The organism is Actinomadura sp. ATCC 39365 (assembly GCF_054392275.1).
In genome coordinates this window covers 3839163-3864668 of record NZ_CP184335.1, presented here as the reverse complement: position 1 = coordinate 3864668, position 25506 = coordinate 3839163, and the positions used below count along the sequence as shown (strand labels likewise).

Below are 25506 nucleotides of genomic sequence, written 5' to 3'. Positions count from 1 at the left end.
CGGGGGTAGCGGACCCGCATCATGGTGGACGACCTGCTGGACACGCTGGCCGGTCAGGACGTGGCGGTGGTGCTGTCGCTCGTCCTGGTCTTCCTGACCCTGGACGCCTCGGTCGGGATCGGCCTGATCACGCCGGGCGACGGCCTGCTGCTCGTCGCGGGCGCCACGTCGGGCAGCGTGCCCGAGACGCTGGCCCTGATCGGCACCGGCGTGCTGGCCTGCCTCCTGGGCGCGACGGGCGGCCACCGCCTGGGCCGCCGGTACGGCCCCCGCCTGCGGCGCAGCAGGCTCGGCCGGCGCGTCGGCGAGGAGCGCTGGGCCCGCGCGGAGCAGATCCTGCGGCGCAGCGGCTGGGCGCTGGCCCTGGCCTACTTCCTGCCGGTGGTGCACGCGCTGACGCCGGCCGTGGCGGGCGCGGTGGGCATGCCCTACCGCCGGTTCATGCCGTGGGCCCTGCTGGGCAGCACGGCGTGGGTGAGCACGTACATCGTGCTGGGGGCGGTGGCCGGGCAGATGGCGCGGCGGCAGGCGTACCTGCTGCTGCCGGCGGCGGCCGCGGCGGTGGTCGTCATGCTGGCGATCACCGCCGTGGTCCGCCGGGTGCTCAACGGCGGACCGGCTGCTCCACGCGGGAGGTCCGCTTCGCGACGGCCTCGGTGATCTGGCGCGCGAGGTCCTGCCCGGTCAGGCCGATGCGGCCGAGGATCACGGCCCGCTTGGCGTGGTCGAGGAACTCCTGCGGGATGCCGAAGGTGCGCACCGGGACGTCGACGTCGGCGTCGCGGAGCAGGCGGGCCACGGCGTCGCCCACGCCGCCCACGCGGCCGTTGTCCTCGACCACGGCGACCAGCTTGTGGGCGCCGGCGGCCAGCGTCAGCGCCTCGTCGAGCGGCTTGACCCAGCGCGGGTCGACCACGGTGGCCGAGATGCCCTGCGCGTCGAGCAGGACGGCCGCCTCCATGCACACGTGCGCCATCGGGCCGACGCCCACCAGCAGCACGTCCGGCTCGCCCTCGGCGGCCCGCAGCAGGTCCATCTCGCCCAGGCGGCCCACGGACTCCAGGGGCTCGGCCACCGGGCCCTTGGGGAAGCGCAGCACGGTCGGCCCGTCGGTGACCTCCACGGCCTCGCGCAGCAGCTCGGTGACGCGGTCGCCGTCGCGCGGCACCGCGATCCGCAGGCCGGGCACGACCTGGAGGATCGACAGGTCCCACATGCCGTTGTGGCTGGCGCCGTCGTCGCCGGTGACGCCGGCCCGGTCGAGGACGACGGTGACCGGCAGCCGGTGCAGGGCGACGTCCATCAGGAGCTGGTCGAAGGCCCGGTTGAGGAAGGTGGCGTAGACGGCCACGACCGGGTGCAGGCCGCCGAGCGCGAGGCCGGCCGCGCTGGTCAGCGCGTGCTGCTCGGCGATGCCGACGTCGTAGATGCGGTCGGGGAAGGCGTCGGCGAAGGCGTTGAGGCCGGTGGGGTGGAGCATGGCCGCGGTGATGGCGACCAGGTCCTCGCGCTCCTTGCCGAGCCTGACCAGCTCCTCGCTGAAGACGTTGGTCCAGATGCGGGGCTTGGGCTTCTCGGCGCCGGTGGCGCGGTCGAAGGCGCCGGGCGAGTGGAACTGGTCTTCGTCGTGGTTCTCGGCGGGGGTGTAGCCGCGGCCCTTCTGGGTGAGGGCGTGCACGATGACCGGGCCGCGGAAGGCGCGGGCCTTGCGCAGCGCCGCCTCCATGGCCTGCTCGTCGTGGCCGTCGATGGGGCCGACGTACTTCAGGCCGAGGTCTTCGAACATGACCTGCGGGGCCAGGACGTCCTTGACGCCCTTCTTGAAGCCGTGGAGGGCGTCGTAGAGGACCGGAACGTTCCCGAGCTTGTCCTTGACGTATTCGAGCATGTCCTCGTAGCGGCGGTTGACGCGCAGCGAGGACAGGTGGGAGGCCAGGCCGCCGATGGTCGGGGAGTAGGAGCGGCCGTTGTCGTTGACCACGATCACGACGGGCAGGTCTTTGATCGCGGCGATGTTGTTGAGCGCCTCCCAGGCCATGCCGCCGGTGAGCGCGCCGTCGCCGATCACCGCGACGACCGTGCGCTCGCGCTCGCCGCGCAGCTTGAACGCCTTGGCCAGGCCGTCGGCGTAGGACAGCGCGGTGGAGGCGTGGGAGTTCTCGACGAAGTCGTGCTCGGACTCGGTCTGGCTCGGGTAGCCGGACAGGCCGCCCTCCTGCTTGAGCGCCTCGAAGCCGGCCGCGCGGCCGGTGAGCAGCTTGTGCACGTACGCCTGGTGGCCGGTGTCCCAGATCACCGGGTCGCGCGGGGAGTCGAAGACGCGGTGGACGGCGATGGTGAGCTCGACCACGCCCAGGTTCGGCCCGAGGTGGCCGCCGAACCTGGCGCAGGCGTCGACGAGCAGGTCACGGATCTCCCCCGCGAGCCGCGGCAGCTCCTCAACAGCGAGCCGTTTGACGTCGTGCGGTCCCTCTATCGAGCCCAGCAACCCGCTCACGGATGCGACTCCCCTCTGCCTCGTTCGCCGTCTGCTTCTTTTCGACGACGCAGAAGAGTCTAGTTCGCCGACGTCTCACTGACTCCATCGAGTCAAATCCACCCACATATGTCCGATCTTGACCTAGTCTTTCCGGACATATGAACTCCCTCCCTAAAGGCAGGATCGCGGTTCTGGTCGCCGCGGCTCTCGCCCTCGCCATGGCCGCCGCCTCCCTCGTGCTCGTGCTCTCCGACGTCGCCCCGACCTCGGCCGAGCGTGCGCCGGTCAGCCAAGCCCAGAAACTCGCCTCACCGCCCGCCGCGGCCCGGGCCGGCGCCGCCGCGCCCGGCGGCCAGGCGCAGGCCACGGCCAACGCCCTCTACCGGACCGGCAGGCTCGCCGACGCGAACTGCGCGCCGGGCGCGCTGCCCGCGGGCAGCATGATCGCCTACCGCCGCTTCCTCACGCGGGTGACGAACTGCCTGAACAGGGCGTGGGCCACGCAGTTCCGCAAGGCCCGTCTGCCGTTCAGCAAGCCGCGGCTGCGGATCATCACCAAGAAGGTCAGGACGCCCTGCGGCGCCTGGAACACCGGCGCCGACGGCGTCTACTGCTCCACCGACCGCACGATGTACCTGCTGATCGGCCGCGACCAGCTCCGCAACCCGTTCCCGCTGGGCATCAGCCGCCTGATCGCCCACGAGTACGGCCACCACGTCCAGCAGGCCTCGGGCATCTGGAACTACTTCTGGACGGCCAGGTCCACCGCGGGCAAGGCCGGGCGCCTCCAGCTCTCGCGCCGGTCCGAACTGCAGGCCGAGTGCTTCTCCGCCGTCTTCATGAGCACGATGAAGGGCACCGGGCTGGTGAACCAGTCCGACTGGGACTACACGGTCCAGTGGTTCTACAAGAACGGCGCCAAGGGCTGGCCGCAGAACGACCACGGCAAGGGCCCGACGCAGGCGGCCTGGATGACCAGGGGCTTCAACCGGGGCGCGCCGGGCGCCTGCAACACGTGGGCGGCGGCTGCACGAAACGTCCAGTGACGTCGGGCATTTCCGCTTTACCTGGATCTCCCTCTTTTGTAGGGTGCCTTCCCATGCGTACCCCCCGATTGGCGATCATTGCCGGAGCACTGGCGAGCGTTTTCGTCGCCGGTACGGCCCACGCGGCCGTGGCCGCCCCGGCGAGCAAGCCGGTCCTGACGAAGAACCCGATCTACAAGACCGGCCGGCTCGCGCTCAGAACGTGCGAGGAGCCGCCGGTCCAGTCCGGGACCGAGGACGAGGCGCGGGTCTACTTCGAGGCGGTGCTCGAATGCCTCGACAAGGCCTGGGGCCCCAAGCTCAAGCAGGCGGGCTTCGCCTTCAGCAAGCCGAAGTTCCGGGTGATCACCAAGCTGGGCGCCCCCACGGGCTGCGGCGGCTTCCCGGGGGGCGCGCAGGCGCTGTACTGCCCGGTCAACAGGACGATGACCCTCCTGCTCAGCCCGAACGTCGTGGAGGAGCCTTCGGACCCGGTGCTGATGCTGGTGGTGGCCCACGAATACGGCCACCACGTCCAGAAGCTCACCGGCATGCTCCGGCACAACAAGCGCGGCGAGTACGTGCTGGACAACCCGCGGAACCTGGAGCCGGTGCGACGTACCGAGCTGCAGGCCGAGTGCTACGCCGGGGTGTTCATGGGCAGCGTCTGGGACTCGCTGGGCCGTAGCCAGAAGGAGTTCGACTCCCTGCTCAAGGGCACACACGACGTCGACCTCAGCGCGCTCGGCGTGAAGACGCGCTCGTCGGCCGACCTGTCCCACGGCTCGGACGCCAACGTCGCGTGGTGGCTCAAGCGCGGCTTCACCGGCAAGTCGGCGGGCTCCTGCAACACCTGGGCCGCTCCCAAGGGCAAGGTCGGCTAAGCCAAACTCGTACAAACTCCTCTAAGATCCGCGATCGTGCGCATTCCCCTCATGGCGCTCGCCATGTGCATGATCGCGGTTCTGCTGTCGCCGGCTCCGTCGGCCGCGGCGGGCCGCCCGGCGCGAGGGGGCCTGTCGGCCGCGCCGGTCGTCTCGCGGGAACGCCTGGCGTGCGCCGTCCCCGCCATCAGGACGGGCAGCGCCGCCTCGCTCAAGTCGTTCCACCGGGCCATGGCCAGGTGCGCCGACCGTTTCTGGGCCAGCCGGTTCGCGGCCGCGGGCCTGACCTACACCCCGCCCAAGGTGACCGTCACCACCGGCGGCGACTCGGTCTGCGGCCGGATCACCGCCAACGGCGCGCAGTACTGCCCGGCGCAGCGCACGATCGTCATCCGCATCATGAAGCACGACCTGGACGACCCGTTCAGGATGAACATCGCGCACTCCGTCGCGCACGAGTGGGGACACCACGTCCAGGAGCTCACCGGCGTGCTGGACGCGCAGAACGCCCTGTACCAGCCCGCCTCCACGGGGGCCCGCACCCTGCTCAGCCACCGGCTGGAGATGCAGGCCGAGTGCTTCGCCGGCGTCTTCTACAGCGCGGCGCTCACCTCGATCAAACCCGACGTCACCTGGCGCGACTGGCTGGACGCCGTCCGCCGGGCGGACTACAGCAAGATCCATGGACGCCCGCGCAACCTGGCCTACTGGCAGAACCGCGGCTACCGCGACGGCTCCGCCGCCGCCTGCGACACCTGGACGGCCCCCAAGGCCCGGGTGCGCTAGGAGCTGACCCTGGCCAGCACTTCCAGCGGGTCGGCCAGCACGTGGGCGAAGGCCAGCTCGGCCGCCCCGACGAGGGTCACGTGGTCGCCGAGCGCCGAGGTGCGCAGCCGTACGTGCTCGCGCTGGGGGGCCATGGCGTGCAGCGCCAGCCGGGTGCGGACCTGCGCCGCCGAGCCGAGGTAGACCTCCCGCAACATGCCCCCGAAGATCACCATCTCCGGGTTGAAGATGTTGACCAGGTTCGCCACGCCGAGCCCGAGCCAGTCGCCGACCCGGCTCAGCGCCTCCTGCGCGACGATGTCGCCCCGGTCGGCCGCGTCGACCACGGCCCGCACCGCGTCGCGGCCGTGCTGGCCGGGCCCGAAGCGGCCGGCCAGCTCCAGCAGCGCCCGCTCCCCCACCTCGGCCTCCAGGCAGCCGTGCGAGCCGCAGGAGCACTCGCGCCCGCCGGGGTTGACGACCATGTGGCCGACCTCGCCGCCGTAGCCGTCGAAGCCGCCGAGCAGGTGGCCGCCGGTGATGATGCCGCCGCCGATGCCCACGTCGCCGTGCAGGCAGATGAGGTCGCGCACGCCCACGCCGAGGCCGCGGCTGTGCTCGGCCAGGGCCGCCAGGTTGGCGTCGTTGCCCACGCTGACCGGCAGCCCGAGGCCCAGCCTGCGGCCGAGCTCCTCGCCGAACGGCACGTCGTGGGCCATCAGGTTGGGCCCGAACGTCACCACGCCGTCGCCCTTGCGCACCCCGCCGGACACGGCGGCGGCGGCGCCGACGCACACGGTGTCGTCGCGCGTCTTGCGCCGCATCTGCCTGGCGAACCCCGACAGCACCCCGGCCAGCTCGTCGAGGGCGAATCTGCCCCGGTCGCGGGTGGTCTCCCTGCGGTCGAGGATGACGCCGCCCAGCCCCACCCGCGCCGCCACGAGCCGGTCGGGGCCCACGTCGAACGCGAACACGTAGACGCGCGCCGACTCCGGGCGCACCACCAGCGAGGGCCGGCCGGCCCGGCCGGTCTCCCGCGGCAGCTCCTCCCGCACCAGCCCGGCGGCGGTCAGGTCGGACGTCAGCGCCATGATGGTGCTGCGGTTGAGCCCCATCTTCGAGGTCAGCTCGGCGCGCGAGATCGGCCCGCCCAGATGGACATGGCGAAGCAGCGCGCCGAGATTGTGGCGCCTGATGTCCTCCTGGGACGGTCCGGCACGCATCGTCTGGGGTTCCTTCAGGGGCTGCGGGTCGCTGATCACCTTAGACCAGCAGCAGCCGCCCGCTTGCGCGCCAGGGCGTCGACGCCCGCGGCGAGCAGCAGCACGCACCCGGTGACCAGGTACTTCACGCTCGCACCGTAGCCCATCAGGCCCATGCCGTTCTCGATCACGGCCACCACGGCGCCGCCGAGCACCGCGTCGAGCACCCGCCCCTTGCCGCCGAACAGGCTGGTGCCGCCGATGACGGCCGCGCCGACCGCGTACAGCAGCACCGAGCTGCCGCCCGTGTTCGGGTCGACCGAGCTGGCCCTGGAGGCGGCCACGATCCCGCCGACCGCCGCCATCGAGGAGCAGATCACGAACGCCGCGATCTTGATGCGGTCGACCGGGATGCCCGCCCGGCGCGCGGCCTCGGTGTTGCCGCCGACCGCGTACAGGTGCCGGCCGAACGCGGTGCGCCGCAGCACCAGCGTCCACACCACCAGCAGCACGACGATCACCGGCACCACGATCGGCACGCCGGTGAGCGAGACCAGCGCGGGGTTGCGGCTGCGCTCCAGGTTGAGCACGTAGACCGCGAGCCCGCCGAGCAGCGCCAGGGCGCCCACGCGGGCCGCGATCAGCGACAGCGGGTCGGCGACCAGGCCGCGCGCGGACCGGTTCCTGGCCCGCAGGAGCTGCACGGCCGCGAAGGCGACCACGCACACCGCGTACAGGATCCAGCCGAGCAGCGGCGGCAGGTTCTTGTTGGCGACGGCGACGATCACGCTGTCCCGGACGGAGATGTTCGTGCCCTCGTTGACCAGCACCAGGACCAGGCCCTGGAAGGCCAGGAAGGCGGCCAGCGTGACCACGAACGACGGTATGCCGACCTTGGCCACCAGCGTGCCGAGCACGACGCCGATCAGCACGCCGGTGGCGATGGCGGCGAGCACGCAGACGTACCAGGGCAGGCCGAAGGTGGCCAGCGTGACGGCGAGCACCGCCGCGCAGACGCCGCTGGCGAACCCGGCCGACAGGTCGATCTCGCCCAGCAGCAGGACGAAGACCAGGCCCATGGCGATGAGCGTGACGTTCGCGCCCTGGGTGAACAGGTTGGCGAAGTTGATCGAGGTGACGAAGGCGGGCCGGGCCAGGGCGAAGACCGTGCAGAGCACGATCAGGCCGAGCACGGCGGGCAGCGCGCCCATGTCGCCGCCCCGGACGCGCTCCCAGTACGCCCGCACGCTGTGCGCGATTGACGGGGACTGCGCGGCGACGACGATGGCCTCGCCCGGGAGTTCCTTGACCTTGCTCATGGGGTGACCCCGTTCTTGAGGCCGAGTTCGCCGCTGCGACCCGAGGTGATCAGTTCGACGACCTGGGCGTGCGTCAGGTCGGCGGTCTTGACCTGTGCGGCCATCCTGCCGAGGTAGAGCGCCGCGATCCGGTCGGAGACGGCGAACACGTCGTTCATGTTGTGCGAGATGAGGACGACCGCGAGGCCCGTGTCGGCCAGCCTGCGCACGAGTTCGAGCACCTGCGCCGTCTGGGCCACGCCGAGGGCCGCGGTGGGCTCGTCGAGGATGACGACCTTGCTGTTCCACAACACGGCCTTGGCGATCGCGACGGTCTGCCGCTGGCCGCCGGACAGGCTGGAGACCTGCTGCCTGATGGACTTCACCGTGCGCACGGACAGGCTGCTGAGCGTCTTCTCGGCCAGCTCCTCCATGCTGTCCTCGTCGAGCAGGAAGCCGTTCTTGCGTTCCCTGCCGAGGAACATGTTCTGGACGATGTCGAGGTTGTCGCAGAGCGCCAGGTCCTGGTAGACGATCTCGATGCCGAGCTCGCCCGCGTCCCGGGGGGTGTGGACGGTGACCTGGCGGCCGTCGAAGAGGATCTGGCCCGAATCGATGGGGTAGATGCCGCCGATGCACTTGACCAGCGTCGACTTGCCGGCGCCGTTGTCGCCGACGAGCGCCGTGACCTCGCCGGGGTAGGCGGAGAACTCGACCTCGTGCAGCACCTTCACCGGACCGAAACTCTTGTCGATCCCGCGCACTTCGAGGAGGGGGGTCATGGGGCTCCCTAAAGAGGGGCGCGGCCTCGCGCCGGTGGCACCCGGCCGCGCCCGTCCATGCTATTGAATTCCGGCCTCAGTGCACTTCTTGGCGAAGTCGGCGGTGCAGAGCTCCTCCTTGGTGACGTAACCGTCGGCCACGACGTCCTTGACGTTGTCGAAGGTGATGGCCTGCGGCTCAAGCAGCTCGGAGGGCACGTCATGGCTGGTCTCGGGGTCCTTGACGCTGGCGCTCGCCGCGGGCTTCTCGCCCTTGGCCAGCGCGACGGCGAGCTTGGCCCCGGCGTCGGCCTCCTTCTTGACCGCCTTGTAGACCGTCATGCACTGGTCGCCCGCCAGGATGTTCTGCAGGCCCTGGACGGTGGCGTCCTGGCCGGTGACCGGCACCTTGCCGTTGAGGTTCTGCTTCTTCAGCACGGTGATGGCGGCGTTGCCGAGGCCGTCGTTGGCGGCCAGCACGCCGGCGATCTTGGGCTGCTGGGTGAGCATCTGCTCGAAGATCGTCCCGGCCTGGGTGTTGTCCCAGTCGGGCACGGCCTGGTCGGGGCCCTTGACGTACTCGCCGGCGTCGAACTTGGGCTTGAGCACGCCGTCGTAGCCGTTCTTGAACAGGGTCGCGTTGTTGTCGGTCGGCGAGCCGTTCAGGTAGGCGACGATGGGCTTGTCGGCCTTCTTGTCGGCCAGGCACTTGCTCAGGCCCTCGCCCTGGAGCGTGCCGACCTTGGTGTTGTCGAAGCTGACGTAGTAGGCGGCGCCGCCGCCCAGGGTCAGGCGGTCGTAGTCGATGGTGGCCACGCCCTGCGACTTGGCCTTCTCGATGACGGCCTTGCCGCTGCCGCTGTCCAGGTTGACGATCATCAGGACGGTGGCCCCGTTGGTGATCATCTGGTCGGCGATGGTCTGGAACGCCGTCTTGTCGTTCTGGGCGTTCTGGATGTCGTACTGGACGCCGGCGGCCTTGAACGCCTCTTCCAGGTACTTGCGGTCCGCCGTCTCCCAGCGCGCCGACGACTTGCTGTCCGGCAGGATGACGCCGATCTTGCCGGCCTTCGCGGGCTGCGTCGCCGAGGCGGAGGAGGTGGAGGTGGTGCCGGTCTGACCGCTTTCGCCCCCGCAGGCGGTGAGACCGAGGGCGAGCGTCGCCGCCGCGGCGGTCAGGCTGAGGATCCCCTTGCGCATGATGCAGGGTCCTTTCTTCCGGAGGGGCCCGGATGAATGTTGTTTGCGGCAACGTATTCCGCCACGGCCTGCTTTGGAAGACCCTTCCGTCCGGCAGTTTGTTGTTTCCGGTAACAATCCAGAAACGCAGACCCGTGACCGGGGGCTCGGCTTGGTAACTGACAGTAACTTTTTAGTTACTGTGTGTGACAGGTGAGGCTCGTGAGGATGGAGGGGCCCTCGAAACGAAAGGAACCCCGCCCATGCGCCACCGTGCCCGCCTGGCCCTGCTGACCCTGGCCCTCGCCTCCGCGACCGTTCCGCTGCTCGCGCCCGCGCCCGCGCTGGCGGCGACCGGCCAGGTCGTCGTCTTCCAGACCGAGCCCGTCCCCCTGGAGATCTACGACGACCCCAGCGGCTGCACGCGGTTGCCGCTCGCCGCGCACGTGCTGAACAACCAGACCGACCAGCCCGTGCGCGTGCACGGCGACCCGTTCTGTCTCGGGCCGTCCGTCACGGTCCGGCCCGGCTACGGCAGCCACGTCCCCGCCGGGTCGGGGAGCTTCTCCGTCTCCTAGGCGAGCGCCGCACCGGCCCCCGCGTCCGCGGGGGCCGTCCGCTCAGCGGCGTGAGGTGTACGGGGCCAGCGCCCCGAAGTCGACGTCCGCGTCCGGCCACCGGCGCCGCAGGGCCGCGGCGACCTGGCGGCACCACCCGGCCAGCCGGGGCAGCGCCCCTTCGGCGGTACGGGCGGCCGCCTCCAGGATCGCGACGAGCTGGGCCCGGCTGTCGTCCCCCGCCGGGCGGCCGTCCAGCACCGCCAGCCGGGTGAGCCGGGCCAGCGCGTACGACACGCACGCCGCCGCCAGCCCCCTCCCGTAACGCCCGTCGTCCTCGGCCTGCGGGACCCCGGCCGCCAGCGCCCGCCGGTAGGCCTCGCCCTCGGCCGGGCCGCCCACCGACAGCCAGCCCGGACCCGGCACGTGCAGGGGGACCGCGTCGTGCAGCGCGTGCGTGAACCCGGCGAACTCGAAGTCGATCAGCCGCGCGTCGGCGGGCCCCTCCGCGCGCACCAGGACGTTGTTGGCCTCGGCGTCGCCGTTGCTGAGCACCAGGAACGGCCCGGGCTCGGCCAGTTCCGCCAGCGCCGCGCCGAACTCCCGCTCCACCCCGCCCGAGACCGGCACCCCCAGCACCGACGGCATCCCCGACTCGCGCTGCCGGGCGACCCGTCCGAGCCGGTCGGCGGCCGGATCGACGGGCCCGAGCGCGGCACGCCGCCGGTAGTACGCCGCCGCGTGGCCCGCGGTGATCGCGCCGAGCTCGCCCCGGGTGCGGGCGGCGGCCGTCAGCCGGTCCGCGTGCGTCCCGGCGCCGTGGCGGCGCAGCAGCCCGTCGAGCGCGGCGCGCGGCGCGAGGTCCTCCAGCACCAGCCGTCCCGCCGCCAGGTCGACGGCCAGCACGCGCGGCGCCAGGGCCGCCCCGAGGTCCTCCGACAGGAATCGCAGGGCGGCCGCCTCCGTGCGCACCCGCCACGGCTCGTCGCGCGCGCGGGAGGCGTGCGGCCCGGTCCACTTGATGATCACGGTCTCGTCGCGGTCGGTACGGGCGCGGGCGACCCGCCACGGCTCCAACCTGGTCCACTCCACCACGTTGATCACCATGCGAGCGTACAGAAAGGCCGGGAATCACCCTGTGGCTAGACTGCCCGACCATGACCGAATTCGACGAGCAGGGACGCCCCGAACCGCCCTTCATGGGTGACGAGACCGAGACCCTCCTGGGCTTCCTCGACTTCCTGCGGGCCACCCTGGAGTGGAAGTGCTCCGGCCTCGACGCGGCGGGCCTCGACGCCACCACCGCCGCGTCCTCGCTGACGCTCGGCGGCATGCTCAAGCACCTGGCCTACGTCGAGGACCACTGGTTCTCCCGCATGCTGCACGGGCGCGACCCGCACGCCCCGTGGGACACCGTCGACTGGACGGCCGACCCCGACTGGGACTGGCACTCCGCCGCCCACGACTCCCCCGACGAGCTGCGCGCCCTCTGGCGGGACGCGGTGGCCCGCTCGCGCGCCCTGACCGCCGAGGCGCTGGCCGCCGGCGGGCTCGACCAGCCCGCCCAGCGTTCCTGGCCGGACGGCCGCCGCCCCCACCTGCGCTGGATCCTCGTCCACATGATCGAGGAGTACGCCCGGCACAACGGCCACGCCGACCTCATCCGCGAGTCCGTCGACGGCCAGACCGGCGAGTAGCCGGGCGGGTCAGGCGAGCACGCTCTGCGCGATCAGGGCCAGCGCCGACGCGGTGGCCACGACCAGGACGGCCGCCCGCACCTTGCCGCCGTCCAGGTAGCGCCGCAGCGGCCGCGACGCCAGGAAGCCCAGGATCATCGGCACGATCAGGGTCGCGCCCGTGGCCAGCGCGCGGGCGGGAAGGTGGCCGACGAACGCCAGGATGGCGATCGACTGGGCGGCGCTCAGGAAGAAGAACATCGCCAGGGTGGCCCGGATCTGCGGCCCCTTGGCGCTCTGGTACACCAGCGCCAGGGGCGGGCCGCCGATGCCCGTGGCGGTGCCGGTGATCCCGGACACGAAGCCCGCGCCGGTGATCGTCGCACCGTTGCGGACGACGCTGACCGTCCGCGCGGTGAGCCCGACCGCCAGCAGCACCATCACGCCGACCAGCACGCCGAGCGCCTGGACGGAGACGTACACGACGATGACGGCGCCGACGGCGCTGCCGGGGAGCCGGCCCAGCAGCGCGAACCCCAGCCCCCGCCAGTCCACCCGTCGCCACTCGGCGGCAAGCGTGAACAGCGGCAGGGTCATGTTGACCACCTGGATCGCGCCGGGCATCAGGCTGGGGTCGAGCATCGTCAGCACGGGCGCGGCCACCAGCCCCAGCCCGAACCCCACACTCCCCTGCACGACTGCACCCAGAAAAACCGCCATACTCCCGACAAGCAGCACCAATCCCGCATCACTCACGCCGAAAGTCAACCACCCTCACCCAGAGTCACCCCCGATGGACAGCCCCCCACCGAACGGACGCACCTCACAACGACCGGACCGCGCCGAACGGGGGCCGACCCCGCAGGCAGGTCGGACTGAGCGGAGGCCGGCGAGTGGAGGCCAGGAAGCGCGAGCCGAGCCGAGCATGGGCCAGGCTGAGTACGGGGCACGGGGCACGGGGTGCCACGTGCGGGTGCGGGGTGCGGGTGCGGGGTCGGGGTCGGGGTCGGGGTGCGGGGTGCGGGGTGCGGGGGGCCGCGTGAGAGGCGAGGGCGTTGTTGGCGAAGCCCTATGCTGCTCAGCGTGCACTCCCCCGCTTCGCGCGCCCCCTTCACCCTTGTCGCCCTCGTCGCCCTGTCGGTGCTGGCGGTCGTCCTCCAGGCCGGGCCCGTGGAGGCCGCGGCGCCCAGGCTCGGCCGGTCGGCGTGCCCCGAGACGCCGATCAGCTCAGGCGGGATCCCCAGGAGCCGCGAGTACCTCACAGCGGTCGTGAAATGCCTGGACAAGTCGTGGGCCGCCCATTTCAGCCGCACCGGCCGGACGTTCCGCAAGCCCGTCGTCCGCTACTACGACGAGCCGGTGCGTGAGGTGTGCGGGATCGCCTGGCCCGAGCACGCGGCGGCCTTCTACTGCATCGGCCGCGACACCCTCGTCTTCCCCCTGACCGGCGCCTGGATCGAGGGCCGCACCGACCTCTACCCGTTCAAGGTCGCCGCCCACGAGTACGGACATCACGTGCAGAGCCTCCTCGGCGTGCGCAAGGGCACGCAGAGCCGGCGCTACGAGCTCCAGGCCGACTGCCTGGCCGGCGCGTTCCTGGGCAGCGTGTGGCCGTCGCTGCGGCGTACCCGGCAGGACTGGACGGCGCTGCTCGACGCCACCAGGGCCGCCGGCGACGAGGGCGAGGAGCACAGCCACGGCACGGGCGCCAACCGCGTCCATTGGCTGGAGCGCGGCTACCGGGCGGTCTCGCCGGCGGCCTGCGACACCTGGTCGGCCCCCGCCTCGCGGGTCTCCTGACGGTCGAGGCGGCCCTGCATGCCGTCGAGGATGAGCCGCAGCCCGTCCTCGAACGACCGCTCCCCCTGCGGGTCGCCCACCTCCGCCAGCCCGGCCGTCAGCCGGGGATGGGCCCGCTGGAAGGCGGCCAGGTCGGGCATGGCGCCGTCGGCGTCCGGCCGCGTCCGGTCGGCCTGCTCCTCCAGCACGAACCCGGCGACGTACACGCTCGTCGCGAACAACCCGCGGACGGCGTCGCCCACCGCGAACCCGGCCGACTCCAGGGCCGCCACCGACCGCTCCACCACCTCGAACAGCACCGGTGACGGCCGGGTGCCGGCCACCAGCCGCGCGCCGTCGCGGTAGGAGTTGAGCATCGCCCGGTCGCGGTGGGCGTGGTCGCGCATCCACTCGCGCCAGGCGGCGGGCTCGGTGAGCGCGGGGCGGGTCATGTGGGCGGCGGTCATCGCCTCGGCCATCGCGTCGAGGAGCTCCTGCTTGTTCTTGAAGTGCCAGTAGAGCGCGGGCGCCTGGACGCCCAGCTCGCCCGCGAGCCGCCGCAGCGTGAGCCCGTCGAGCCCGGTCTCCTGGAGCAGCCGCAGCGCCGCGGCCACGATGGTGCCCTTCTCAAGTGCCACGGTTGACAGCTTAACAACGTTCAATGCATCCTTAACGCTGTTAGATTTAACGCCGTTAAGGAGCCTCGCGATGATCCACGCGGAGGGTTTGCGGAAGCGGTACGCGGCCACGGAGGCGCTCAGGGGCATCGACCTCGACGTCCCGGCCGGCACGGTGTGCGGGCTGCTCGGCCCCAACGGAGCAGGCAAGACGACGACCGTGCGCATCCTGGCCACCCTGCTCCGCCCGGACGGCGGCCGGGCCGAGGTCGCCGGGCTCGACGTGGTGCGCGACGCGGCCCGGCTGCGCTTCCGCATCGGCCTGGCCGGCCAGCACGCCGCCGTGGACGAGCTGCTGACCGGCCGGCGCAACCTGGAGCTGTTCGGCCGCCTCTACCACCTGTCCAGGGCGCGGGCCAGGAGCAGGGCCGAGGAGCTGCTGGAGCGGTTCGGGCTGGCCGCGGCCGGGCGGCGGCTGGTCAGGACGTACTCGGGCGGCATGCGGCGGCGGCTCGACCTGGCCGCGAGCCTGATCGTCGCGCCGCCCGTGCTGTTCATGGACGAGCCGACCGCCGGCCTCGACCCGCGCAGCCGCCGCCGGCTCTGGGACGCGCTGCGCGACCTGGTCCGCGAGGGCACCACGCTGCTGCTGACCACCCAGTACCTCGACGAGGCCGACCACCTCGCGGACCAGGTCGTGGTGCTGCGCGAGGGCCGGGTGGCGGCGGCGGGCTCCCCCGGCGCGCTCAAGAAGCAGGTCGGCGGCGACCGCGTCCAGATCGTCTTCCGCGACCCCGGCGACGCGGCGACGGCCCTCGGAACGCTCGGGCCCACGTCTGAGCTCGTCTCCGAGCGCGGCGGGACGCGGGTGACCCTGCCGGCTCCCGACGGGGCTCAGTCGCTGGTCCGCGTCGCGCGTGCCCTCGACGCGGCCGGGATCGCCGTCGAGGACCTCGCGCTCCGCCGTCCGACCCTCGACGAGGTCTTCCTCCACCTGACCGCATGACACCTGACCGCATGACACGCATGACAGGAGCCACGAGCATGAACCTGCGCTGGACCGTCATCGACTCCCTGACCATCGCGGGCCGCACGTACTCGCGGTGGAAGGCCCAACCGGGGGAGATCGCCGGGTTCCTGGTGTTCCCCATCATCATGACCGTGCTGTTCGGGTACGTCTTCGGCAGCGCGATCACCCTCCCCGGCGGCGGCGACTACCGCAGCTTCCTGATGCCGGGCATCTTCATGCAGGTCATGGCCATGACGGCGACCGCGGCCGCCACAGCGGTGGCCGGGGACATGGAACGCGGGATCATCGACAGGTTCCGCGCGCAGCCCATCGCCCGCAGCGCCGTGCTCATCGGGCGCAGCGTGGCCGACCTGTCGATGCACCTGATGTCGCTGGCCGCCATGGTCGCGGCGGCCGTGCTGCTGGCCGGATGGCGTACGCACGGCTCCCCGGGCGAGACGGCGGCGGCGTTCGGCCTGCTGGCGCTGTTCGGCCTGGCGATGATCTGGGTGGGCACCTACATCGGCCTGTACGTGCGCAGCGGCGCCCAGGCCGACGCCGCCACGTTCGGCTGGCTGTTCCCGATGACGTTCCTGGCCAACACGTTCGTGCCCACCGAGGGCCTGCCCGCCTGGCTGCGGCCGGTGGCCGACTGGAACCCGATGAGCGCGACCGTGGCCGCCGCCCGCCGCCTGTTCGGCAACCCCACCTCGGCGGGGTCGGTCTGGCCGCTGCACCATCCGGTCGCGGCGAGCCTGCTGTGGTCGGTGGCGCTCATCGCCGTCTTCGCCCCGCTGGCGACCCACCGTTACCGCACGTCCAGCCGGTGAAACCGCGGCGGACAGCGGAGAGCCGCCCGGCGGAGGGTGTTCCGCCGGACGGCTCTCACGGGTCGGGTGAAACCCCCGATGCGGGCGCGTGAGGATCCGCGCCCCGTCCCCGGCCCGCGTCCGGCTCTTGACCGGGCGCGGGCGCGGGAAGTTCTACTTGGCCAGCAGCGAGCGCAGGACGTACTGCATGATGCCGCCGTGCCGGTAGTAGTCGGCCTCGCCGGGCGTGTCGATGCGGACGACCGCGTCGAACTCCACGTCGCCGGCCTTGACGTGCACGGTGGACGGGATGCCGCCGCCGTTGAGCGCCTCGACGCCGGTGATGTCGAACGTCTCCTCGCCGGTCAGCCCGAGCGAGGCCGCCGTGGCGCCCTCGGGGAACTGCAGCGGGAGCACGCCCATGCCGATCAGGTTGGAGCGGTGGATGCGCTCGTAGGACTCGGCGATCACGGCGCGCACGCCGAGCAGCGCGGTGCCCTTGGCCGCCCAGTCGCGCGAGGAGCCCGAACCGTACTCCTTGCCCGCCAGCACCACCAGCGGCGTGCCGGACTCGGCGTAGTTGACCGAGGCGTCGTAGATGAACGACACCGGGCCGTCGGGCTGGGTGAAGTCGCGGGTGTAGCCGCCCTCGGTGCCCGGCGCGATCTGGTTGCGCAGGCGGATGTTGGCGAACGTGCCGCGGATCATCACCTCGTGGTTGCCGCGCCGCGAGCCGTAGGAGTTGAAGTCGCGCACCTCGACGCCGTTGGCCTGCAGGTACTGGGCCGCGGGGGTGCCGACCTTGATCGAGCCGGCCGGCGAGATGTGGTCGGTGGTGACCGAGTCGCCGACCTTGACCAGCACGCGGGCGCCCGAGATGTCGGTCACCGGCTCCGGCTTCTCCGGCATGCCCTCGAAGTAGGGGGCCTTGCGCACGTACGTGGAGGACGGGTCCCACTCGAACGTGTCACCGGTCGGGATCGGCAGCGAACGCCAGTGGTCGTCGCCCTTGAACACGTCGGCGTAGTCGCGCTCGAACATGTCGCGGCCGATCGAGGAGTTGACCACCGCGGCGATCTCCTCCGGCGCGGGCCAGACGTCCCGCAGGAACACCGGCTGCCCGTCGGAGCCGAGGCCGAGCGGCTCGTTGTCGAGGTCGATGTCCATCGTGCCGGCCAGCGCGTACGCCACCACGAGCGGCGGCGAGGCCAGGTAGTTCATCTTGACGTCGGGGTTGATGCGGCCCTCGAAGTTCCGGTTGCCGGACAGGACCGCGGTGACCGCGAGGTCGTTGGCCTGGATGGCGTCGGAGATCTCGGTGGGCAGCGGGCCCGAGTTGCCGATGCAGGTGGTGCAGCCGTAGCCGACCAGGTTGAAGCCGATCTTGTCGAGGTACGGCTGCAGCCCGGAGCGCTCGAAGTAGCCGGTGACGACCTGCGAACCCGGGGCCAGCGAGGTCTTGACCCACGGCTTGCGGGTCAGGCCCTTCTCGACGGCGTTGCGGGCCAGCAGCGCGGCGCCGATCATGACGTACGGGTTGGAGGTGTTGGTGCACGAGGTGATCGCGGCGATCGACACGATGCCGTGGTCGATCTCGAACGACGTGCCGTCGGCCAGCGTGACCGGGACCGGCTTGTGCGGCCGGCCGCCGTCGGCGCGGGCGTTGGAGGCGGGCGCGTCGGAGGCCGGGAAGGACTCCTCACCCTCCTCGTCGACGCCGTCGGCCACGTAGTTCTGGACGTCGCGACGCCAGGCGTCCTTGGCCGCCGACAGCTCGATGCGGTCCTGCGGGCGCTTGGGGCCGGCGATCGACGGGACGACCGTGCCGAGGTCGAGCTCGATGTACTCGGAGAAGACCGGCTCGGGGCCCTGCGGGTCGAGCCAGAGGCCCTGGGCCTTGGCGTACGCCTCGACCAGCGCGACCTGCTCCTCGGAGCGGCCGGTCAGGCGCAGGTAGTCGACGGTCTGGCCGTCGATGGGGAAGATGGCGCAGGTGGAGCCGAACTCGGGGCTCATGTTGCCGATCGTGGCCCGGTCGGCCAGCGGCACGGAGGAGACGCCCTCGCCGTAGAACTCGACGAACTTGCCGACCACGCCGTGCTTGCGCAGGATCTCGGTGATCGTCAGGACCAGGTCGGTGGCGGTGGCGCCGGCGGGCAGCTTGCCGCTGAGCTTGAAGCCGACCACGCGCGGGATCAGCATGGAGATCGGCTGGCCGAGCATGGCGGCCTCGGCCTCGATGCCGCCGACGCCCCAGCCGAGCACGCCGATGCCGTTCTCCATCGTGGTGTGGGAGTCGGTGCCGACGCAGGTGTCGGGGTAGGCCTTGCCGTCGCGGATCATGACCACGCGGGCCAGGTGCTCGATGTTGACCTGGTGGACGATGCCGGTGCCGGGCGGCACGACCTTGAACTCGTCGAAGGCCGTCTGGCCCCAGCGCAGGAACTGGTAGCGCTCGCGGTTGCGCTCGTACTCGCGCTCGACGTTGCGCTGGAAGGCGTCGGGGTGGCCGAAGTAGTCGACGATGACCGAGTGGTCGATGACCATCTCGGCGGGCGCGAGCGGGTTGATCCTGGCGGCGTCGCCGCCCAGGTCGCGCACGGCCTCGCGCATGGTGGCCAGGTCGACCACGCAGGGGACGCCGGTGAAGTCCTGCATGATGACGCGGGCCGGGGTGAACTGGATCTCCACGCTGGGCGTCGCGGCCGGGTCCCAGCCGCCGAGCGCCCGGATGTGGTCGGCGGTGATGTTGGCGCCGTCCTCGGTGCGGAGGAGGTTCTCCAGCAGGATCTTCAGGCTGTACGGGAGGCGTGCGGCGCCCTCGACGGCGTCAAGCCGGAAAATCTCGTACGACGCGTCGCCGACGCGTAGCGTGTCACGGCTGCCGAAGCTGTTCGCGGACACGGTGATTCGCCTCCTCCATCAGACAATTGCTCACTTGAATCCTGCCGCACCCACGGAACGACACGTACGTTAGGTGAACCTAACCTGCGGGGCTCGCGGCGGATGTCTCGACGTCAAGATATTACTACGGTATCTCGACATCAAGTTAAAGCGGGGCGAGCCGCCAGAAGAGCAGGCCGATGATGGCGACGGAGAGGATCGGCGCGAGGATCTTCTGCTCGAACTTCTTGCCGGTCTTGATGCCGATCTTCCACGGCAGCACGAACTTGGCGCCGAGCGGCCAGAGCACCGGGCATCCCCGTTCGGTCATGCAGTCGCCGACGACGTGGATCAGGCAGCCGACCCCCACCGCCAGCCCGAGCCAGGCGTAGCCGACGTTCAGGGAGAGGAACACGGCGTAGAGCCCGGCCGTCATGCCGATGTTGATCATGATGGACCCGGCCTTGTTGCCCGGGATGCCGATGCCGATCGCCCGCAGGGCCAGCCCGATCATCAGCACGACCGTGATGTCACGGGCGATCGGATAGGTGTTGACCAGCCAGTGGACGCCGAACCCGAACGCCGCCGCGAAGGCCAGCGAGTGGGTCATGCCGCGGTGGCCGCCGCTGATCCAGGACACGAACTTGCTGAGCAGCCAGGTGACCGGCCCGAAGGTCTGGGCGATGGTCGCGCTGGGATGGTCGAGGTCGGGCAGCATGGCCGCCCCCGCGCAGACCAGGGCTCCGGCGATCAGCTCGGCCGGGCCGAGCGCGCCGGCCATGATGCCGGTCTCGATGAACCGGGAGCTCTCGTTCAGCAGCGGCAGTGCGGCGAGCGGCGGCGCCAGCGCCAGCCACGCGATCGCCCCGGTCATCGCGTGCGTGTGCCCCATCATGATCGGGACTGTATTGCAAAGAACCGCTTTACGCGGAGATCCCGGCCGCCAGGTTCTCCTGACGCTGGAACGGTCCCCACGAAAACACCCGCAAACGCAGACGAGGTCGTCTCCGCGGCGACAGCACCCCCCAGCCCTGCCGACGCGGAACGACCTCGTCTGCTCTGTTCAACGGCGGACATCCCAAGACTGTTCCCCAATTCCGCAACTTTTTCGTGATCTGGCTCACTCTCGGCCTCGCCTTGCCAACGAAACAGTAGCGATATATCGTTGACGCATCGAGAATAGATCGCGATATAAGGAGAAAGAGCATGACTTACGCACACGCAGCAGGCGACCAGTGGTTCGGCCCGCGGGAGAACCTGCGCGCGGCCCGCGAGAAGCTGAGGGCTCTGGCCGACGCCTTCGAGCAGATGGGCGGCCATCACCACCATCACCGGGGCGGCGGCGGGCCGGGCGAGCGCAGGCAACGCGGCCGGCGCGGCGGGCCGGGCGGACCGTTCCCGTTCGACTTCGGCCGCGGCGGCCCCTTCGGTCCGGGCGGGCCCTGGGGCGGGCACCACGGCTGGGGCGGCGGCCGGGGCCGTAAGGCCAAGCGGGGCGACGTCCGCGCCGCGATCCTGGCCCTGCTGGCCGAGGAGCCGCGCAACGGCTACCAGATGATCCAGGAGATCGCCGAGCGCAGCGAGGGCGGCTGGAAGCCCAGCCCCGGCGCCGTCTACCCGGCGTTGCAGCAGCTCACCGACGAGGGCCTGGTGATCGCCGAGGAGAACGAGGGCCGCAAGACCTTCCGCCTCACCGACGAGGGCCGCGCCTACATCGACGCGCACGCCGACGAGGTCCGCGCCCCCTGGGACGAGATGCGTCCGGACATCGACGACAACACCGCCGATCTCTGGCACATCGCCCGACAGTCGGCATTCGCCATGATGCAGGTTCTTCAGACCGGAAACGACGCACAAATCCGCGAAGCGCGTAAGACTCTGGTTGAGACCCGGCGCAAGCTCTATCAGATCCTGGCCGACGGCGAACCGGGCGAGGAATAACCAGGTGACCGGCTCCGCAACGACAGGCCGGTTCGGGGAGAGCGAGGAACCAGACATGGACCACAACGATCTCCGCATCGGCGACGCCGAGCGCGAGCAGACGATGGCGGCCCTGCGCGAGCACTTCGCCCAGGGCCGCCTGACCCACGAAGAGCTCGACGAACGACTCGACCGGACGCTGGCCTCCAAGACGGTCCGCGACCTGTCCCAGGTGACAGCCGACCTGCCCGGCTCGTCCCCCGCCTACGCCCAGCCGGAGCAGCTGCCCCAGTTCGACCGGGACGCCTGGCGCCAGGCGATGAAGGCGCACCGCCACCAGATGCAGGCCATGCGCCACGGACAGACCGGCCGCCGGCATGACCATTCCCAGCGTCACTGGCGCGGCCACCACGGCCCCGGCCCGCTGCTGCCCCTCCTGATCGTCTTCGGGGTGCTGGGGCTGGTCTTCGGGTTCGGCATCTTCAAGATCCTGCTGGCGGTCTTCCTGGTGGCCACGGTGTTCAAGCTGGCGCACCGCCGCTTTCACTACCGCGGGTGACCTTCGCGTCCCTTCGTGACGTTGGGCCTTGACCAGAATCAACTGACATTTCATGATCTGGCGGGCGGATCTCACCGAACGAAGGGGCGTCGTATGACCGAGCCGGGTTCCGTGGTGGCCGTCACGAATCCGTTCGCCGCGGTGGGCGGCGCCGACGCACTCGTCCTGGACGCGCCCGGCTACCTGGCTGCCTTCGAGCGCGACCACGCGGGCTGCGTCGTCCCCCTGTGGAAGCTGGAGCGCGCCCAGAGCTTCTACGAGCCGGACGTGGCGAGCTGGCGGGCCATGATGGACGGCGACTGGACCGGCTCCCTCTCCCTGGCCGAGCAGATGGCGCCGCTGGTGGCCGGCTACTTCCGCCACCGGATGCCGGTGCGCCGGGTGCGCGTGGTGGAGTTCCCCGTCAGCGCGTACCTGCAGTGGGAGATGCACCTGCTGGACATGCGGGCCAGGGCGGGCTCCCCCTGCCGGGTGGTGCCCGCGGCGCGCGTGGCCGCCCTCGAACCGGTGCCCGAGCTGGTGATCTTCTCCCCCGTCCTGATGTACGAGGTCCTCTACGACGAGTACGGCGGCGGCCGGGGCGGCCGGCGCATCACCGATCCCGGCGTGATCGGCCCGTGCCTGCGGGCGGTCCAGGAGCTGTTCGCCGAGGGCGAGGACGTGCGCGACTTCCACCGGCGGGAGATCGTGCCGCTGCCGCCGCCCTCGGTCACCGACGAGATGCGCGCCGCGCTGCCCCCGTACGCCCACCGGACGGAGGAGTTCCGGGTCTGAGCGCGGCCGGGGTTCCGGTCCGGGTGGAACGGGCCAGGACGCATCTCATGACACTTTGGTTTACCCGGACCTCAGGGGAAATTTCGCAAATTTCGTGACACGGGGGTTGCGGTCCTACCAGAATGCGGTGCGATCCAGCGTCCATCGCAACTGGAGGAAGCCCCCATGCGCAGACCCCTAGGGGTACTCGCCGGCCTGGTGAGCCTGGCTGCACTCGGTACGCCGATGACCCCGGCGAACGCCGGCACGGCGGCCGCGGCCGGCAGCGAGGCCGCCGGCCGCTGCCGGGTCACCGTGGCCACGCCTCGCGTCAACGACACCGCCCAGATCGTCTCCTCCGCCGCCCGTCAGGGCTGCCGCACGGACGCGCTGCTGCGTGTCCGGCTCAAGCGCGCCGTCCCGGGAACCGACCCCGTCGTCAAGAGCGGCGCCACCCGGTCCGGCAGCGTCGCGCTCACCCTCCCCTGCGCGCCCGGCGTCTACTACGCGGTCGCCACCGACCACCGGGGCCGTGGCGCGACGTCCAGGGCGGTCAGGCTGACCTGCGCCCCGGGCCCGGCCCCGACGCCCACGGCGACCCCCAAGCCCAGCTCGACGGCCACCCCGGCCCCCGGGCCATCCGCGACCGCCCCCGCCGGCACGGTGGGCACCGCCGAGGAGAACGAGGTCCTGCGCCTGGTCAACGCCGAGCGCGCCAAGGGCGGTTGCCGGCCGCTCAAGCACGACGCCCAGCTGCGCGCCGCGGCGTACGGCCACTCCGCCGACATGGCCGCCAAGGGCTACTTCGACCACACCTCGAAGGACGGCCGCAGCTTCATGGACCGCATCAGGGCGGCCGGCTTCACCGGCGGGACCGCTTTCGCCGAGAACATCGCCAAGGGCCAGGCCACCCCGGCCGCCGTGATGAACTCCTGGATGAACAGCTCGGGCCACCGGGCCAACATCATGAACTGCCGGTACACGGTGATCGGCGTGGGCGCGGCCAGGAACGGCCAGGGCCCGATCCACTGGACGCAGGACTTCGCGGCCAGGTAGTCCCCGGTGGGTGCCCCGCGCGGGGCACCCAGTGGGTCAGACGCGGGTCAGCAGGACGTTTCCGTCACCGGCCTTCCTGACCACGATGACCGCGTACAGCCCGGTCACCTTCGGGTCGCTGATGGTGAGGCGTTCCATCTTGTTCGGGCCGCCGCTCGCGGACTTGCGGGCGGCGGAACGCGGCAGGCCCCACGCGGCGGAGTCGGGAGCCATCACGAAGAGGTCGAGGTCCTGCCCGTTGCGCGGCACGACCGTGAGCGTGGCGGGCACGCCCTTCTCGATCCACGTCGTCCGCACCTCGACCAGCCGACCGGCCGCGATCGGGAACTCCTGCGGCGTCCCGGCCTCCAGGTTGCCGGCGGCCGCCTCGGTGACCTCCATCGCGAACTCCTCGTAGTCGGTGTCGGAGGTGACCGAGTTGACGAACCAGTTGCGGGTGGCCGAGCTGGGCTGAACCGCGACGAAGTCGGTGCTGGTGGAGGTCCAGTCGGCGCTCCTGACGGCGTCGCCGCCGGCGTTGGGCGTCGTGGCGAGGTCCACGTCCGCGCCGCCGGGGCCGGTGACGGCGGCGACCACGTGCCACTTGTCCGGGGTGGTCACGAAGGCCGTCTGGAGCGGGACGTTGGCGGGCCACCGCACCGGATGCCGGTCGGCCAGGTTCTCGACGTGGCTCGTGCTGATGGCGTTCTGGAACGTCGCGCCCTGCGTGAGGTCGTAGTGCTGGGCGGCGAACGTGCTCAGGAAGTGGTCGAGGTCCTGGGCGAACCCCTTCTTGAACTCGGCCACGACGCCCTCGGGCCCGATGCCGCCGATGTCCCAGTACTTCTCGTCGCGCGTCCCGGTGTCGGCCAGGTCGAGGAGCACGCCGGCGACGCGGCCCTCGGTCTTGCCCGCCTCCACGCCGGTCGGCCAGCCCTGGCTGAACCAGCGCGGGCTCTCCAGGTCGATCGCGGAACTGGTCCACCGGTAGTGCGTGTCGCCGTAGGTCTGGACGGCGATCCAGTCGGCCCAGCCCTCCTTCCACGCGCAGATCGGGTCGGCCGTCGGGGTCCACACGATGTGCTCCCCGCACGCGACGCCTGCCGACGGCATCCTGCCGTAGGTGTAGTCCATGATGAAGTGCCCCAGCTCGTGGGGGACGGTCATCGGCTGCAGGGGCTCCGACGCGTCCAGGTTCATCTGGAACCGGCCCAGGCATTCCTTGCCGTTGCCGCCCGAGCAGTAGTACGACGTGTTCAGGACCTTGTCCGGCCGCCAGATCAGCGTCACGGACTGGCAGTTCGCCTCGCCCGGCTTCCAGCAGTCGTCGGCCGGCTCGTTCAGCCAGCCGGTGTACGCCTTCCAGGTGTCGTAGGCGGCCGCGTGGAGCCGGAACGCCCCCTCCATCCGGTCGCCGGGCGGGCTCTGGTAGTCGATGACCGTGGCCGACGTCCCGGCGGGGACGTCGGGCGTGGTCGGGCCCGCGCCGGTGTAGATGTCGGCGCTCTGCTCCGAGGAGCCCACGCTCCAGTACGAGCTGACCGGGCTGACCTCGATGTTGACGTCCTGGCCGGTGCCGTCCTCCTCGGTGCCGGGGAAGCACACCTTGTAGGCGCCGTTCGCGTCGGTCTCGGCCCAGCCGAGCGTCAGCCGGCCGCCGGCGTCGGTGTCGAACGCGTCCACCTCCGCCATCGGCACGCCCACGACGGACCCGTCCGTCCTGGCGTACGTGACGCGTCCCTGCACGCACGTGTCGGCGGCCGACGACGTCACGGCCTTCCGCCGCTCCGGACGGTGCCCGCGGCTGTCGTTCGGCATCCCGAACGTCGACGACCGCGCGCCGAGGGTGAGGTAGGCGAGCCCGTCGGAGCTCGGGCCCGGCCGCCCGTCGCGGGCCTCCACGCGGATGGAGGCGGGGCCGGGCCTGACCGCCGTGACCACCGCTTCGTACCTGATGGGCTTGCCCGCGCGGGCGCGGCGGGTCTCGGTGGCCCGATCCACCGGGCTGAGGCCGATCATCGCGGCGGTACGGGCGAGCCCGGCGGGCGGGGTCGCCCACCGGAGCGTGTCGGGCAGGTCGATGGTCGTGGTCGCGTCGGGGATGTCCTGCTTCGGGGTCACCTCGACCGTGAGCTTCGCGCTCTGCCCCACGGCGGGGGCGCGGTCGAGCGAGACGTCGACGGTGAAGCAGTCCCCCGGGACGCAGGAGGGCTGTCCGGGTGCGGCGGCGTGGGCCGGGGCCGTGGTGAGCCCCACGGCCGCCAGCACCCCCGCCAGGATGGTCGCCATCAGTCGGCGTGACATCGGCATGTCTCC

The 25506-nt window shown here is 71.5% G+C and carries 24 protein-coding genes; 13 read left to right on the top strand and 11 right to left on the bottom strand.

Going from position 1 to position 25506, the window contains the following annotated elements; all coding sequences use genetic code 11:
* Positions 1–21 precede the first annotated feature (21 nt).
* A complete protein-coding gene (locus ACNF49_RS19180) occupies positions 22–660 on the top strand; it encodes a DedA family protein (RefSeq protein ID WP_357965022.1) in 639 nt (212 codons plus the stop codon).
* Here the strand turns inward: ACNF49_RS19180 and dxs are convergent.
* The gene (gene dxs / locus ACNF49_RS19175; RefSeq protein ID WP_482944560.1) at positions 605–2497 is read right to left on the bottom strand and encodes a 1-deoxy-D-xylulose-5-phosphate synthase; all 1893 of its coding nucleotides are present in this window, start codon (positions 2495–2497) and stop codon (positions 605–607) included. The two genes, ACNF49_RS19180 and dxs, sit on opposite strands and share 56 nt — an antisense overlap.
* A gap of 140 nt (positions 2498–2637) precedes the next feature.
* On the opposite strand from dxs, the gene ACNF49_RS19170 reads away from it, so the two are divergent.
* Genes ACNF49_RS19170 through ACNF49_RS19160 form a run of 3 tightly spaced genes read left to right on the top strand, consistent with a single transcriptional unit; the run spans position 2638 to position 5174 of the window.
* Positions 2638–3525: a neutral zinc metallopeptidase gene (locus ACNF49_RS19170; protein WP_482944559.1), complete on the top strand. Its 888-nt coding sequence runs from the start codon at positions 2638–2640 to the stop codon at positions 3523–3525.
* Positions 3526–3578: 53 nt separating this feature from the next.
* The gene (locus ACNF49_RS19165; RefSeq protein WP_482944558.1) at positions 3579–4388 is read left to right on the top strand and encodes a neutral zinc metallopeptidase; all 810 of its coding nucleotides are present in this window, start codon (positions 3579–3581) and stop codon (positions 4386–4388) included.
* Positions 4389–4424: 36 nt separating this feature from the next.
* Complete coding sequence (locus ACNF49_RS19160; protein WP_482944557.1) at positions 4425–5174, top strand: neutral zinc metallopeptidase; 750 nt, start codon at positions 4425–4427, stop codon at positions 5172–5174.
* Here ACNF49_RS19160 and ACNF49_RS19155 read toward each other — a convergent pair.
* The 4 genes from ACNF49_RS19155 to ACNF49_RS19140 are packed head-to-tail and all read right to left on the bottom strand — an operon-like array spanning position 5171 to position 9614.
* The gene (locus ACNF49_RS19155) at positions 5171–6376 is read right to left on the bottom strand and encodes an ROK family transcriptional regulator (protein WP_352325906.1); all 1206 of its coding nucleotides are present in this window, start codon (positions 6374–6376) and stop codon (positions 5171–5173) included. The genes ACNF49_RS19160 and ACNF49_RS19155 overlap by 4 nt on opposite strands.
* Positions 6377–6411: 35 nt before the next feature.
* On the bottom strand, positions 6412–7674 hold the full coding sequence (locus ACNF49_RS19150) for a sugar ABC transporter permease (RefSeq protein WP_482944556.1): 1263 nt from the start codon (positions 7672–7674) through the stop codon (positions 6412–6414).
* Complete coding sequence (locus tag ACNF49_RS19145) at positions 7671–8435, bottom strand: ATP-binding cassette domain-containing protein (RefSeq protein ID WP_357965035.1); 765 nt, start codon at positions 8433–8435, stop codon at positions 7671–7673. Before ACNF49_RS19145 ends, ACNF49_RS19150 begins: the two co-directional genes overlap by 4 nt.
* Positions 8436–8495: 60 nt before the next feature.
* On the bottom strand, positions 8496–9614 hold the full coding sequence (locus ACNF49_RS19140) for a sugar ABC transporter substrate-binding protein (RefSeq protein WP_482944555.1): 1119 nt from the start codon (positions 9612–9614) through the stop codon (positions 8496–8498).
* Positions 9615–9856: 242 nt separating this feature from the next.
* On the opposite strand from ACNF49_RS19140, the gene ACNF49_RS19135 reads away from it, so the two are divergent.
* On the top strand, positions 9857–10171 hold the full coding sequence (locus tag ACNF49_RS19135; RefSeq protein WP_482944554.1) for a hypothetical protein: 315 nt from the start codon (positions 9857–9859) through the stop codon (positions 10169–10171).
* 42 nt (positions 10172–10213) lie between these two features.
* Here the strand turns inward: ACNF49_RS19135 and ACNF49_RS19130 are convergent, their stop codons facing one another.
* Positions 10214–11257, bottom strand: coding sequence for a phosphotransferase family protein (locus ACNF49_RS19130; RefSeq protein WP_482944553.1), 1044 nt, complete (start codon positions 11255–11257; stop codon positions 10214–10216).
* Between the two features lie 50 nt (positions 11258–11307).
* Between ACNF49_RS19130 and ACNF49_RS19125 the strand changes: the two genes are divergently transcribed.
* On the top strand, positions 11308–11847 hold the full coding sequence (locus tag ACNF49_RS19125) for a DinB family protein (protein ID WP_357965046.1): 540 nt from the start codon (positions 11308–11310) through the stop codon (positions 11845–11847).
* Between the two features lie 9 nt (positions 11848–11856).
* On the opposite strand, the gene ACNF49_RS19120 is transcribed toward ACNF49_RS19125, so the two are convergent.
* Positions 11857–12546 (bottom strand): sulfite exporter TauE/SafE family protein, encoded by a 690-nt coding sequence (locus ACNF49_RS19120; protein WP_357965048.1) that lies wholly within the window; start codon positions 12544–12546, stop codon positions 11857–11859.
* 363 nt (positions 12547–12909) lie between these two features.
* Here ACNF49_RS19120 and ACNF49_RS19115 point away from each other — a divergent pair, with 363 nt between their 5' ends.
* Positions 12910–13626, top strand: a complete 717-nt coding sequence (locus tag ACNF49_RS19115; RefSeq protein WP_482944551.1) for a neutral zinc metallopeptidase — start codon at positions 12910–12912, stop codon at positions 13624–13626.
* Here the strand turns inward: ACNF49_RS19115 and ACNF49_RS19110 are convergent.
* Positions 13563–14243, bottom strand: coding sequence for a TetR/AcrR family transcriptional regulator C-terminal domain-containing protein (locus tag ACNF49_RS19110; protein WP_357965054.1), 681 nt, complete (start codon positions 14241–14243; stop codon positions 13563–13565). The two genes, ACNF49_RS19115 and ACNF49_RS19110, sit on opposite strands and share 64 nt — an antisense overlap.
* A gap of 70 nt (positions 14244–14313) precedes the next feature.
* Between ACNF49_RS19110 and ACNF49_RS19105 the strand changes: the two genes are divergently transcribed.
* Positions 14314–15228: an ATP-binding cassette domain-containing protein gene (locus tag ACNF49_RS19105; RefSeq protein ID WP_482944550.1), complete on the top strand. Its 915-nt coding sequence runs from the start codon at positions 14314–14316 to the stop codon at positions 15226–15228.
* A 38-nt stretch (positions 15229–15266) separates the two neighbouring features.
* Positions 15267–16061, top strand: a complete 795-nt coding sequence (locus ACNF49_RS19100) for an ABC transporter permease (RefSeq protein WP_482944549.1) — start codon at positions 15267–15269, stop codon at positions 16059–16061.
* Between the two features lie 153 nt (positions 16062–16214).
* Here the strand turns inward: ACNF49_RS19100 and acnA are convergent, their stop codons facing one another.
* Positions 16215–18944 (bottom strand): aconitate hydratase AcnA, encoded by a 2730-nt coding sequence (gene acnA, locus ACNF49_RS19095; protein WP_482944548.1) that lies wholly within the window; start codon positions 18942–18944, stop codon positions 16215–16217.
* Between the two features lie 145 nt (positions 18945–19089).
* On the bottom strand, positions 19090–19818 hold the full coding sequence (locus ACNF49_RS19090; RefSeq protein WP_482944547.1) for a metal-dependent hydrolase: 729 nt from the start codon (positions 19816–19818) through the stop codon (positions 19090–19092).
* A gap of 311 nt (positions 19819–20129) precedes the next feature.
* Between ACNF49_RS19090 and ACNF49_RS19085 the strand changes: the two genes are divergently transcribed.
* The 4 genes from ACNF49_RS19085 to ACNF49_RS19070 all read left to right on the top strand — a co-directional run bounded on the left by ACNF49_RS19085 (position 20130) and on the right by ACNF49_RS19070 (position 23211).
* On the top strand, positions 20130–20864 hold the full coding sequence (locus ACNF49_RS19085; protein WP_357965068.1) for a PadR family transcriptional regulator: 735 nt from the start codon (positions 20130–20132) through the stop codon (positions 20862–20864).
* A gap of 55 nt (positions 20865–20919) precedes the next feature.
* Positions 20920–21402 (top strand): DUF1707 SHOCT-like domain-containing protein, encoded by a 483-nt coding sequence (locus tag ACNF49_RS19080; RefSeq protein ID WP_482944546.1) that lies wholly within the window; start codon positions 20920–20922, stop codon positions 21400–21402.
* Between the two features lie 93 nt (positions 21403–21495).
* Positions 21496–22176 carry a DUF6879 family protein gene (locus ACNF49_RS19075; RefSeq protein ID WP_482944545.1) on the top strand — a complete coding sequence of 227 codons (681 nt, stop codon included), beginning with the start codon at positions 21496–21498 and terminating at the stop codon, positions 22174–22176.
* Positions 22177–22341: 165 nt separating this feature from the next.
* Entirely contained in the window at positions 22342–23211 is an 870-nt protein-coding gene (locus ACNF49_RS19070; RefSeq protein WP_482944544.1) for a CAP domain-containing protein, read from the top strand.
* A gap of 36 nt (positions 23212–23247) precedes the next feature.
* Here ACNF49_RS19070 and ACNF49_RS19065 read toward each other — a convergent pair whose 3' ends face one another.
* Positions 23248–25494 carry a hypothetical protein gene (locus tag ACNF49_RS19065; RefSeq protein WP_482944543.1) on the bottom strand — a complete coding sequence of 749 codons (2247 nt, stop codon included), beginning with the start codon at positions 25492–25494 and terminating at the stop codon, positions 23248–23250.
* Positions 25495–25506 lie beyond the last annotated feature (12 nt).

Excerpts from the sequence above, each read along its gene's own strand:
- ACNF49_RS19180 (WP_357965022.1), top strand. The coding sequence starts at position 22 with ATGGTGGACGACCTGCTGGACACGCTGGCCGGTCAGGACGTGGCGGTG.
- ACNF49_RS19170 (WP_482944559.1), top strand. The coding sequence starts at position 2,638 with ATGAACTCCCTCCCTAAAGGCAGGATCGCGGTTCTGGTCGCCGCGGCT.
- ACNF49_RS19165 (WP_482944558.1), top strand. The coding sequence starts at position 3,579 with ATGCGTACCCCCCGATTGGCGATCATTGCCGGAGCACTGGCGAGCGTT.
- ACNF49_RS19155 (WP_352325906.1), bottom strand. The coding sequence starts at position 6,376 with ATGCGTGCCGGACCGTCCCAGGAGGACATCAGGCGCCACAATCTCGGC.
- ACNF49_RS19150 (WP_482944556.1), bottom strand. The coding sequence starts at position 7,674 with ATGAGCAAGGTCAAGGAACTCCCGGGCGAGGCCATCGTCGTCGCCGCG.
- ACNF49_RS19145 (WP_357965035.1), bottom strand. The coding sequence starts at position 8,435 with ATGACCCCCCTCCTCGAAGTGCGCGGGATCGACAAGAGTTTCGGTCCG.
- ACNF49_RS19140 (WP_482944555.1), bottom strand. The coding sequence starts at position 9,614 with ATGCGCAAGGGGATCCTCAGCCTGACCGCCGCGGCGGCGACGCTCGCC.
- ACNF49_RS19135 (WP_482944554.1), top strand. The coding sequence starts at position 9,857 with ATGCGCCACCGTGCCCGCCTGGCCCTGCTGACCCTGGCCCTCGCCTCC.
- ACNF49_RS19130 (WP_482944553.1), bottom strand. The coding sequence starts at position 11,257 with ATGGTGATCAACGTGGTGGAGTGGACCAGGTTGGAGCCGTGGCGGGTC.
- ACNF49_RS19125 (WP_357965046.1), top strand. The coding sequence starts at position 11,308 with ATGACCGAATTCGACGAGCAGGGACGCCCCGAACCGCCCTTCATGGGT.
- ACNF49_RS19120 (WP_357965048.1), bottom strand. The coding sequence starts at position 12,546 with ATGGCGGTTTTTCTGGGTGCAGTCGTGCAGGGGAGTGTGGGGTTCGGG.
- ACNF49_RS19105 (WP_482944550.1), top strand. The coding sequence starts at position 14,314 with ATGATCCACGCGGAGGGTTTGCGGAAGCGGTACGCGGCCACGGAGGCG.
- ACNF49_RS19100 (WP_482944549.1), top strand. The coding sequence starts at position 15,267 with ATGAACCTGCGCTGGACCGTCATCGACTCCCTGACCATCGCGGGCCGC.
- ACNF49_RS19090 (WP_482944547.1), bottom strand. The coding sequence starts at position 19,818 with ATGATGGGGCACACGCACGCGATGACCGGGGCGATCGCGTGGCTGGCG.
- ACNF49_RS19085 (WP_357965068.1), top strand. The coding sequence starts at position 20,130 with ATGACTTACGCACACGCAGCAGGCGACCAGTGGTTCGGCCCGCGGGAG.
- ACNF49_RS19080 (WP_482944546.1), top strand. The coding sequence starts at position 20,920 with ATGGACCACAACGATCTCCGCATCGGCGACGCCGAGCGCGAGCAGACG.
- ACNF49_RS19075 (WP_482944545.1), top strand. The coding sequence starts at position 21,496 with ATGACCGAGCCGGGTTCCGTGGTGGCCGTCACGAATCCGTTCGCCGCG.
- ACNF49_RS19070 (WP_482944544.1), top strand. The coding sequence starts at position 22,342 with ATGCGCAGACCCCTAGGGGTACTCGCCGGCCTGGTGAGCCTGGCTGCA.
- ACNF49_RS19065 (WP_482944543.1), bottom strand. The coding sequence starts at position 25,494 with ATGTCACGCCGACTGATGGCGACCATCCTGGCGGGGGTGCTGGCGGCC.